At 73.6% G+C, this 10,605-nt stretch carries 3 protein-coding genes and 2 pseudogenes; 4 read left to right on the top strand and 1 reads right to left on the bottom strand.

What is annotated here, in order from left to right:
* Positions 1 to 74 precede the first annotated feature (74 nt).
* From ACFC02_RS39525 to ACFC02_RS39515, 3 genes and pseudogenes are all read left to right on the top strand, one after another.
* Positions 75 to 965 (top strand): annotated as a pseudogene (locus ACFC02_RS39525) (transposase).
* Between the two features lie 246 nt (positions 966 to 1,211).
* Positions 1,212 to 1,721, top strand: coding sequence for a TetR/AcrR family transcriptional regulator (locus ACFC02_RS39520; protein ID WP_376367362.1), 510 nt, complete (start codon positions 1,212 to 1,214; stop codon positions 1,719 to 1,721).
* Positions 1,722 to 2,045: 324 nt separating this feature from the next.
* Entirely contained in the window at positions 2,046 to 9,488 is a 7,443-nt protein-coding gene (locus ACFC02_RS39515) for a hypothetical protein (protein ID WP_376367360.1), read from the top strand.
* Positions 9,489 to 9,587: 99 nt separating this feature from the next.
* On the opposite strand, the gene ACFC02_RS39510 is transcribed toward ACFC02_RS39515, so the two are convergent.
* Positions 9,588 to 10,049: a hypothetical protein gene (locus tag ACFC02_RS39510; RefSeq protein ID WP_376367358.1), complete on the bottom strand. Its 462-nt coding sequence runs from the start codon at positions 10,047 to 10,049 to the stop codon at positions 9,588 to 9,590.
* Between the two features lie 40 nt (positions 10,050 to 10,089).
* Between ACFC02_RS39510 and ACFC02_RS39505 the strand changes: the two are divergent.
* Positions 10,090 to 10,508: pseudogene (locus ACFC02_RS39505) on the top strand (transposase); the annotation flags it as partial.
* Positions 10,509 to 10,605: the final 97 nt, after the last annotated feature.

Below are 10,605 nucleotides of genomic sequence, written 5' to 3'. Positions count from 1 at the left end.
CCACCATCATCACCGCCGCATCGAAGAAGGCCGGTGCTGCGGTCACCTTCAAAAAGACCTTCGGGTTCCATCCGTTGGCCGCATGGTGCGCCAACACCACCGAGTCCCTGGCCATGCTCCTGCGGCCCGGGAACTCCGGAACAAACACGGTGGCCGACCACGTGCGGGTGCTCACCGAGGCCCTCGCCCAGATCCCCCACTCCTCGGCCTCAAAGATCCTCATCCGGGTGGACGGGACCGGAGCCACCCACGGGCTGCTGGAGCCCCTGGAAGCGTTGAACACCACGCGGCGCACGGTCCGCTACACCGTCGGCTGGAAGATCACCGAGGACGACGAGCGCGCCATCGCCCGCCTGCCCGAGGGCGCCTGGGAGACCTCTGTGCACCAGGACGGCAGCGTCCAGGAGGGCTACTCCGTCGCGGAACTGACCGGAGTGAACACCCGTGAGGGCTGACCGCAGGGGATGCGGTTGATCGTGCGCCGCGTCAAGCCCTCCCGGCGGCACCTGAAGAAGCTGACCGCGTTCGAGAAGCAGACCGGCTGGCGCTACTGCATCACCGCGACCAACATCCGCCACATGTGGGGCATCGCCGGCTCCGGCCACGCTCAGTTCCTGGACGTGCTGCACCGCTCCCACGCCGGGGTGGAGGACCGGGTGCGCACGAACAAGGCGATGGGCCTGGGTAACCTGCCCTCCGCGTCCTGGGAGGTCAACCGCGGGTGGATGCTCGCTGCGAGCCTCGCCGCCGATCTCGACGCATGGCTGCGGCTGCTGGCCCTGCACGACATCGACGACCTGGCCGACGCCGAGCCGGACACCATGCGCTTCCGCCTCTACCACCTGCCTGCCCGCCTCGCCGACCACGCCCGCCGCCGCTGGCTCCGGATCGAGGGGACCTGGCCCTGGGCGAAGGCGTTCACCACCTGCTGGCACCGGTTGACCACCCTGCCCGCCATCACCTGACCCTCGCCCACCAGTCCCGACGAGACAAGGAAAGGAGCAGACCCGCACCATCTCCGGGTGCCGTGGAACCCCGGCGCAGCCGCAGCGACACGCGAAGGCCCGCCCGCGATCACGCGGAACAAACAGGGCGAACCGGCAGGTCAGTCATGCACTCACGACCGCTGAAGAATCGAGGATGACTAAGCTGGGCCCGTGAGAGCCGACGCAGTACGCAACCTGGAAGCCGTCCTGACCACCGGGGCACGGATGCTCGCCGCCGACCCGGCCGCGAGCATCGCGAGCATCGCCGCCGAGGCCGGGGTCGACCGCCGCACCGTCTACCGGCGGTTCGCATCGCGCGAGGAACTCCTCGCGGCCATCCACCAGGCCCGCCTCGAAGCCGTCGAGAGCGTCATCGAGGACGCCCGGCTGCGCGAGGCCCCCGTAGCCGTCGCCCTGCACCGCTACGTCGAGAACATCATCACCGTCAACCGCACCTGGCCCGTCGACCTCACCCGCATGCTCGCCGACGACGACATACGCGAACGCCGCGAACGCTCCGTCCAGGAGGTCGACACCTTCCTGCGCCGCGCCACCGACGAAGGCCTCCTCCGCCCCGACCAGCCCGAAGGCTGGACCGGTGCGCTCCTCCCGCAGCTGATGCACCTGGTGGCCAGGCAGATGCCCCACCTCAGCGCGCCCCGGGCCGCCGACGTCGTCGTCGACACCTTTCTCCAGGGAATGGGAGCCCGGCAGTCCGGGCGGACGACTCCGTAGCCGCCGGTCGGTGCGGGGCAGGCGTGGGCGGCCACGGGGTGACGCGGTTCGCCCCCGCCCATCTGCCGCAGCGTGTCAGTACGACCGCCTGCCCCTTTCAAACGCATACCCGGGCAAATATTCACTGCATTCCGTTCGACACCGGGGTTTCGCATCATCTCGCGCCCGGTGTCGCACCGTCACCGGTTGCTCACCCGTCCGCCGCAGACTCGTCCCCGGGGCGGAAGACATCCGGAGGACGGGGGACATGTGTGGTGCGGTCCGCGCAATCGGTGAGGTCCGGCGGCGGCACCCGGCGCTCCTCGGCCGCCGCGGAGGCGTCCGGTGACTGAGGAGCCCTGGTACAACCCGGTCGTGATCGCGCTGACCGGCATGTCCGTGCCGCTGGGCTCCTCGGAGCGCATGTACCGGGAGGTGGAGGTTCCGCACCAGGACCTGGTGCGGTTCCTGAACGGGCTCCAGCAGGCCGTCACCGAGGTGACGGCCACGACCGCCGCCGGGGCGAGCGGAGCCCTGCCCCGGAAGTACGCGCGGGCCATGTCGACGTTCGCCTCCGGCGACGGCGCCGACCACGTGCACGCACTGAAGGAGACCGCCGCGCAACTCGCGGACGCGGCCCACGAGTTCGGGTACCAGATGGACTACACGCGCATCACCATCGCCGGCCAGGTGGTCCTCTTCCTTCTGGAGTGGGCGTTCACCCTGCTGCTGATGCTCATCGACCCGGTCGAGGCGCTGGCGGAGCAGGCCGCCCTGCGGGCTGCCTTCCGGGTGCTGCTACTCAAGGAGCTGCGGCGGCTGTCGCTGGAGGCCGCGGTCATGGTCGGCGTCAACGTCGGCCTGTCCACCGCGCTGGACGGGCTGGCCCGGTGGATCCTCGCGGACCAGGGCAAGCACACCACGCAGGGCGCCGCCTACCACCGCCAGTCGGTGGTGTTCGGCGCGATCCAGGGTGCGATCGGCACCGCGCTGCCGTTCGCGACGGCGGGCATGACCAAGGTGCTGGCGAAAGTCTCCCTCCCCGGGCTCGTGAAGGACCTGGAGAAGGCGGTGCAGGCGGGCCTGCACCGTCCCGCGCCCTCGGCCCCGCTCCGTACGGCGGGCGAGGACACCGCCCGCGCGGCCGGTGCGGCTCCGGCGCACGCCGTCAGAGGAGCCGCACCCGTGGTCCCGCGCTCTTCCGTGACCGACACCGTTCCCGATCCCCGTCTCGCCGCGCTGGACGGCTGGTTCGCCGGGAAGCTGGCCGACGTGGTGGCACCGGTGGCCGTCTCGCTCCGCTCGGGCGTGGCCGGAGGCACCGCTCGCGGCCTCTTCCGGCTGCGCGTGGAGACCCTCTTCGGGAAGGCCTTCGCCGAGCACATCGGTCCGGCGGCGGCCCGGGGCGCGGGACGCGACTGGGCGGACGCGTTCCTCGCCCGCGCCGGTGCATCCTCCCGCAGCGGCCGTTCCGCCCTGGCCGAGGCACTAGGCGAGGCGGTGCGTCCACTGCCCGAACGGTTCGCCCCGCTGCGCACGCAACTGTCGGACGGCGTGGCGCGGGCGCTGCCCGGCGGGGCGGCCATGAAGGGGCTGACGCTGCTGTTCGAGACGCCGCTGAACGCGGCGCACCAGAACCTCTCCGAGGGCGTGTTCAACGTCTGGCTGACCGGCACGTTCAGTACCTCCGGGTTCACCACCGGGGCGGGCGCGGCCGGTTCCCTCGTCAGCGCCGCGGGGCACCACGTCGCCGCTCCGGTCGCCCACTGGATGAAGAGCGGGGCGCACGCCCTGGGCAGTCTGGCCGCACCCGCCCGGCCCGCTCTCGCACCGGAGCAGGTCAACGGGCCGGACGCGGCGGGAAGCGGTGCCGTGCCCGTAACGGCCGGTGGCGGAGGGACCGCAACCGGGCGGCCGGCCGTGCCCACCGCCTCGCCGGGAGCCTCCCTGCCCGGGGCGACGCCGCGACCGAGCGCCGGGGGCCCGCCCTCCGCGCCGGCCGAGGCTGGGGGGCCGCTCGCCCCGGAGGTCCACTCCGCCGGTGGGGCGGGTTCGGACACCGCCACCGTCGCCCGGCCCGGCGCCGTCAGCCCCGGGCCGGGTGACGTACGGACGGGCCCGTCCGCGCCCGCGCCGGAGCCCGGCCGCCTCCACCCGGCGCGGCTGCCAAGCGTGTCCGGCGAAGGCTCCGCCCTCGGTTCGGAGCCCGGCACCCGCCCGTCCGTTGCCGGGACCGGATCCCTTTCCGGGACCGGTCATGAGCGCTCCGCCCAGGCCACGCCCACGAGTTCCCCCGGCTCGTCCGCCTCCACCGGCCCCGCCGGGCTCTCCCGTCCGGGGCCATCCGCCCCTCCGGCCACGGAGGGTACGGGCACGGATCCAGCCGTCCACGCACCGCCGCCGGACAGAATACCGACGCGGCTGCGCGACCAGGTCATGGCGGCCCTGCACGGTACGGAGCCCCCCGCGACGACCGCCCGCAGCGCCACGGTGCCCAGGCTGCCCACCATCCACGAGACGGCCGAGACCGACTCCCGGACACCCGGCACCGCGGCACCGCTCGCCCTGACGGGCACGGACACCGGCACGAGGACGAGCGGCAGCACCGGCACTCACACCACAGCCGGTTCCAGCACCGACACGGACACCGCAACCGGCCCACGCACCCGCCCCGCACACCCCCCCGCCGGGCCCACGCCGCACTTCCGGCGCCCCCTCCCCGGGCAGCCGGAGCGGCACCCGGCGGCGGCCCCCGTCCGGCACACACCGCTCGGGCTGCCGCCCTACCTGCGGGAGATGCGCGCCCCCGGACTCTCCACGGCGTACGGCCTGACCGGACACGAGTTCGTGGCCGCCACGCTGAGCGAGACGATCGGCCGCTCGGACAGAACGGTCGCCGAGATCGTCGCCGATCTGGCAGGGCGCCCGGAGACCTTCTACGGCGAAGGACGTTCCTTTACCGTCGAGGGGCCCGAGGACAGTGGCTGGTACGAGGTCACCGTGTCGATCTCACGGGGCCGCGGCGACCTGCCCGAGTCCTTCGTCTCTCCGGAGAAGGCGAAGGCACAGGCCGCGGCGGCACGGCAGGACCAGGAGATCGCGGCGTTCCTGGCCCGGCGGGAGGCGGCGACGACGGGCAAGGGAAAAGGACGGGAACTGCCGGACGAGCCGGCCGGCGTCCCGGCACCGGCACCGGGGGACGCCCGCCACGAGGACCAGGCGGCGCGCTGGGACAAGGGCGCGAACACGAAGATCGACGTCCAGCACAGCACCTCGGGGGCGGTGGGCCACGGCACGGGTGACACGTCCGGCGTGGGTGCGGGTCTCACGGCGTTCGGGCTGGCGCCGGTGGTGCCCGGCGTCTGGCTCGGTGCGGCCATGACGGCGAACGTGCAGCCGTTCCAGGCCACGGCGGCCACCCGGACGCAGCGGACGGTCTCCGAACCGCGCGTGCTGCGCAGCGACAAGGGCTCGGTGGAAGTGCCGCGCCGGGTGCGGTACACCGTGCGGATCGAGCGGCAGGACGGGCCGGTCCGGACGTTCGACGGCGACGGCACCCTGGTGATGCGGGTGCCGACCGAACATCTCGTGCCCGTCACGAACGAGGTGCCGGCGCGGCTGCGTCCGCTCACCGGACGGTCGGCGAACCTGCTGCGGCTCGCCGACTCCCTCGCGCCGTTCGCGCTGGACGACCCGGCGGCCTCCCGTCCCGGCGGCCGGGAACTGTTCGACACCGTACGATCCGTGCTCCATCCCGCGCTGACCTCACCCGGCGCGCCGGGACGGGACCGGCTGCACGAGGCCATGTCGGCGGCCACGCTCCTGGAGGACCTGCCCCGGCTGCTCAACGGCTGGGTGGTGGGCGAGGACCTGGTCGCGCAGGACGGGAGCGTCACGGGCACCTACCGGATGCGCACCGAGCTGACCGCGCTGGCGCCCGCCTGGCCGGTCGGCAGGACCCAGCTGCGTACGCACCAGCAGTCCCAGTACGCCGTCACCGGCACGGCCGGCAAGGGCTGGTTCGCGGGGTTCGGGGTGGGCCCGGCGGCGGGCTTCGGCGTGCTCGGCGGCACCGCGGCCGTCCGGGCCACGGTGATGCCGACCGTCGCGGCGCGGGCCTCGCGCTACACCCTCACCGAGCGTACGGTGTCGGGCCGGCAGGGCGCGGAGGTGCGCGGTGACAAGGCGCTGTACCTGGCGAAGGTGCGCTTCACCGTCGAGGGAACCGGCACCGGTCCGCTGTCCTCCGCGACGCGGGGCCATGAGGGTGCCGGGAGCGCGCGGCACACCATGGACCTGTGGCTCGGGCTGCGGGCCGACGAGGCCCGCTCGCTGGGTCTGGACCTGCCTGCCGGACTGAAGCCGGGCCCCGTGATCACCCCGCCCGGTTTCCAGGACGTCCGGCGTCAGCTGCCGTTCGGCCCGATGGGCGCGAACGTGGCGATCAGCGGGCTGGACACGCGGCACCTGGTGTCCGGCATCGAGCGGCTGTTCGCCGAGGATCCCCGGCTGGCGGGCCGGCTCCCGGAGTTCGGCACGGCGGGTTCCCGGGCCACCGCCGGGGGCAGGCCGGTGAGCGCCGAGGACGCGGAGGCGCAGCGGCGCAACTACCGGGAACTGGTCACCCTGCTCTCACCGACCCATCTGCGGGCCCACAAGGACCAGTTGCTGTCCTCGGGGATCAACGTCCGGCTGCGTCACAAGAGCCGTTGGCACAAGCACGACGTACAGATCCGGGTGACGGGCACCCTCAGGGAGACCGGATACCTGGGCGACACGAAGGACTGGCTGGTGCGCAGCCACGCGGGGATCGCCGGTTCGGCGCAGAGCGGGCGTTCCGGTGCGCGTGCGCTCGGTGCGCTGGCGCTCGGCCAGTTCCGGGCGCTGCCCGGCACACTCTCGGCGACCCTGCGCGGCGACCGCGTCTGGCAGAGCGCCAGGCGCAGCCAGGGCGGCCCCGTCACCCGGTCCGATGTGCTGACCAACGGCGACGAGACCGCCTCCGTGTTCGGCGGCGCGCTGCGCCTCCATGTGGAGGTCACCATGACCACCCGGGAGCGGACCGCCACGCGTGCCCTCACCTTCGGCTCTCCCGGGCAAGACACGCCGGTCGCCGAGCACATCGCGTCCTCCGCGCACACACCGCACCTGTTCCTGGGCGAACAGGAGGTACGGCTGCTCACACCTCGGGCGCTGACCGTGGACGGCGCCGCGATGGACCGGCTGGCCGCACGGACCGCGGCCGCCGGTCCCGGATCCGAGCCCCCAGCCGGAAGCGGGACCGGATCCGGGTCCGGGTCCGCGCTCCAGGAGTTCACCGCGCACGGCATCGGGGACCTGTCCGCCCTGGCACCGGATCCCCCCGGTAACGGCCGTACCGTGCGGGACTGGACCCTGGTGGAGACCGTCGGCGACGGGCGGCAGATCAGGCAACTCGCCTTCGACCTGCTGGCCCGGGCGGCCGGGGGCGGTCGGCCGGGGCGTGAGGACCGTGCGCTGGAGGCCGAGGGCCTGGCGCCGCTGCTGGCGGTCGAGGAGAGTCTGAGCGCGCGCTCCCTCACGGCCGGGCTGCGCCATGCGGTCTCCTCGGGCTGGGTGGTGCGCGATCTGCACCACCCGCGCCGACTCGCGGAGCTGCACGGCGCCATCGGCACACGTGTGGCCCTCGGCAATCCGGAGGTCGTCGCGGAGGGCACGGGGGCGGGGACCGAGACGCTGCTCCTAGGCGGGCACCAGGCATCCGGGCAGCAGGGGCACGGTGTGGCTACGACCGTGCAGGGCGGTGTGTCGGTCTCGTACAACCCGGCCGGGTGGCGTCTGGGCACAGGCCTGGCGGTGGCCCGCGGTCACAGCCGGAGCACCGCGACCGCCGCCACTCTCGGCGGCACCGTGGAACGCAACGCCCACACACCGCGCAGCCGCCCGCTCTACCTCGTTCGCTGCGATCTGACGGTCCGGATGGTGGCCGAGGTGCAGACGGGGGGCGACTGGGCCCGCTTCGCCACCGGCGGGGGGACGCACGTCGCCACCGGAGAGCGGACGCTGCCCGGTGCCGCCGCCGTGTGGCTGACCGCCGAGCAACTGCGCGCGGCGGGTCTGCGTCCGCCCGGGACGCCGCCCGAGGCCCCCGGCCCGCTCGCGGCCGGACCGTCCACGCGGCGGGGGACGGACCTGCCCCCGGACTCGCCCACCCCGCAGGCCGGCGCGGGAGGCGAGGCGCCCCGGGCGCAGGCCCCCGTCCCCGAACTGGCGACCGGACTGCCGCTCGGCTTCGGGATGATCGAGGACCTGCCCGACTTCCTGCCCCTGCTCGACCGGCTGCGCACCGACCTCGGGCGCCGGGACCATGACCTCGCCGAAGTCCTCCTGCCCCGGCGCCAGTTGGCGGACCCGCACGACAACGTCCAGCGGCTGCTGCGCGTCCTGGACCGGGACGGAGCCGCGGGGCTGCTCTCCTCCGCGATGGACGGGGGGACGGCCGTCGAACTGTTCCGGGGTCGTGACACCCCGTACTGGGCGGTCTTCAGGGTCCACCGGACCGGACCGGGCGTCTACGAGGCGGACGCGGCCGACGGACGCGACATGGAGTACATCACCTCCGCCACCGCGCAGCGGACGGACACCCGCGACAGGGCCGACGCCACCACCATCGAGGCGGTGCTCGCGGGGGCGGGCAAGCCGGACGGCGCGGAACCGATGCGCAGTGCCGCCACGGCGGCGGGCTTCGGAGTGGGCTCCGCGCACACGGTACGGTCCGCGGACGTCACGCGCGGGCAGCTCGGGGTGAAGACGGTGGCCGAGGCCTCGGGCCGCTCGGTCAGGATGCGGGTGCCGATCGAGGCTACCCTCGAGGTACGCGGGCCCGACGGCCCGGTCGGCACCGCCACCCTCGGTCCGCGGTCCCTGGTGCACCGGATCCCGGCCAAGGACCTACAGGCGCTGGCCCGGCTGGACGCGGTAGCCCCGGAACGGACCGGACAGACGTACCTGCGGCCGCAGGACGCCGACCCGGCCGCCGTGGAGGCCTGGCACCGCCGGGGCGTGACCCTCCCGATGGAGGCGCAGGTCAACGGTTTCCGCGGCGCACCGGAGATACGCCGGGTGATCGCGGACACCGTGCGCGCCGCCCACGGCGGCGAGCGCTTCACGCGGACGGGGGAAGCCGCCGCGTACGTGCAGCACGAGGCGGTGTCGACGGAATGGCTCGCCTCCGTCCTTCCGCTGCTCACCACGGCCGGTGCGGACCTTCCGGTCGCTCCCGCCTTCGACCCGCGCGGACACGACCTTCACACCTCGCTGCACGCCCGGCTGCGGGACGGCCGGGTGCTGGGCGCCGGTGAGAAGATGACCTTCGAGGCGGTCGCGCAGAGCAGCCTCGGCGCCCTCCGCCCCAGCGGAGCGGAGGGCCGGCACAGCGTGGAGCACGCGAGGACCGCGCGTGCGGCGGGCGGTGCCGGCCTGCTGAACGCCACCGATTTCCGGCTGAACCGGCTGCTGGCCGGTGCCGCGCACACCGGTGGCGGGACCCGCACGGCTGCGGACTCTTCCGGCTCGATGCCATTGCACAAGCCCAAGGCGGAATCCGCTCTGGTGCAGTTCACCCTGGACGTGCGCGTGGTGGCCCGGGTGAACGGCGCTGTCCGTCCGGGCCACCGGGCCATCGCCGTGAGGGACTTCACACTCCCCGTTCCGGTCGTCCTGCGGATACCGGCACCCACGGCCCGGGAGATGCTCCGCGACCCGGCCAACCGCAAGCGGCTGCGCGACCCAGACGGCCTGCTGTCCTGAACCGGGCACGCCGTTCGGTGACACGCGCGCGCCGTCCTGAGTCGCCGGGCCCATCCGAGGAAGCGCCCGGCGAGCCGGCGCACCACCTCCTGCGGCCGGTCAGCCCGCGCGCACCCCTTCGATGAAGCGCCCGGCCAGGTCGACGCGCTCGTCGATCGTCGCGGGTGACTGCCCGAAGTCGACGAAGAGTTCGTGTACGCCCGCCTCCGCGGCGGCGCGCGCGTAGTCGACGTACTGGCCGAGGGTGCCCGCGCCCGGCATCTGCTCCGGATCGGTCCTGGTCCCGGTCAGGGTGGGATTGACACGCAGGGCCATACGCAGCGCCGCGGGGTCCCGGCCGGCATCCTCGGCCTCCTTCAGGACCGTCGCCCACATGCCCGTGATGTGCGGCAGCGGCAGTGCGACGGGCAGCCAGCCGTCCAAGCGGCGGCCGATCCTGCGCAGTCCCGCGGAAGTGAACGCCGGGAGCAGGACGGGCGATCCGGGACACTGGTGCGGCTTGAGGCCGACCACTGTCTCGGGGATCGTGAACAGCTGAGGTGACTCCCTTCGTGTGGACACTCTGACAATGGATCTTGTAGGTCCGAGGAAGGGTGTCCTGGTGGGACGGAAGTCTCCATATCCGGTGGAGTTCAGGAACGATGCGGTGGCGTTGTACCGCGCGGCGGGCGGGAAGCGCACGTATGCCGCGGTCGCGGCGGACATCGGGGTGACCGGCGAGACGCTGCGCAGTTGGGTCCGGCAGGCCGACGAGGTCGCCGGCCGCGGGCAAGTCCGCGGCGACTCGGCGGAGAGCCGGGATGAGGAACTGGCAAGGCTGCGCGCGGAGAACAGTCGGCTACGCAAGGCCGAGAAGGAGTGGGAGCTCGAGCGGGAGATTCTGCGGCGGGCGGCCCAGTATTTCGCGAAGGAGATGAGGGCATGACCGGCCGCTGGGGCTTCATCTCCGACCACCGGGCCGACTTCGGCGTGCAGCGGATATGCCGGGTTCTTCAGGTCTCGCGTTCTGGCTTCTACCGGTGACGCGCGGAGGACCGGATCCGGGCCGCCCGGGCCACCGGCCTGCGGAATCTCCCTCTGCACCGCACCGCCCAGAACCGGATCTGGCTGGAGACCG

It is taken from the genome of Streptomyces sp. NPDC056160 (genome assembly GCF_042268205.1).
Lineage (GTDB): Bacteria > Actinomycetota > Actinomycetes > Streptomycetales > Streptomycetaceae > Streptomyces.
Note: the sequence above shows the minus strand (reverse complement) of the source record. Positions and strands in the feature narration are given on the sequence as shown.

Coding starts and splice junctions, on each gene's coding strand:
- ACFC02_RS39520 (WP_376367362.1), top strand. CDS start 1,212: ATGCTCGCCGCCGACCCGGCCGCGAGCATCGCGAGCATCGCCGCCGAG.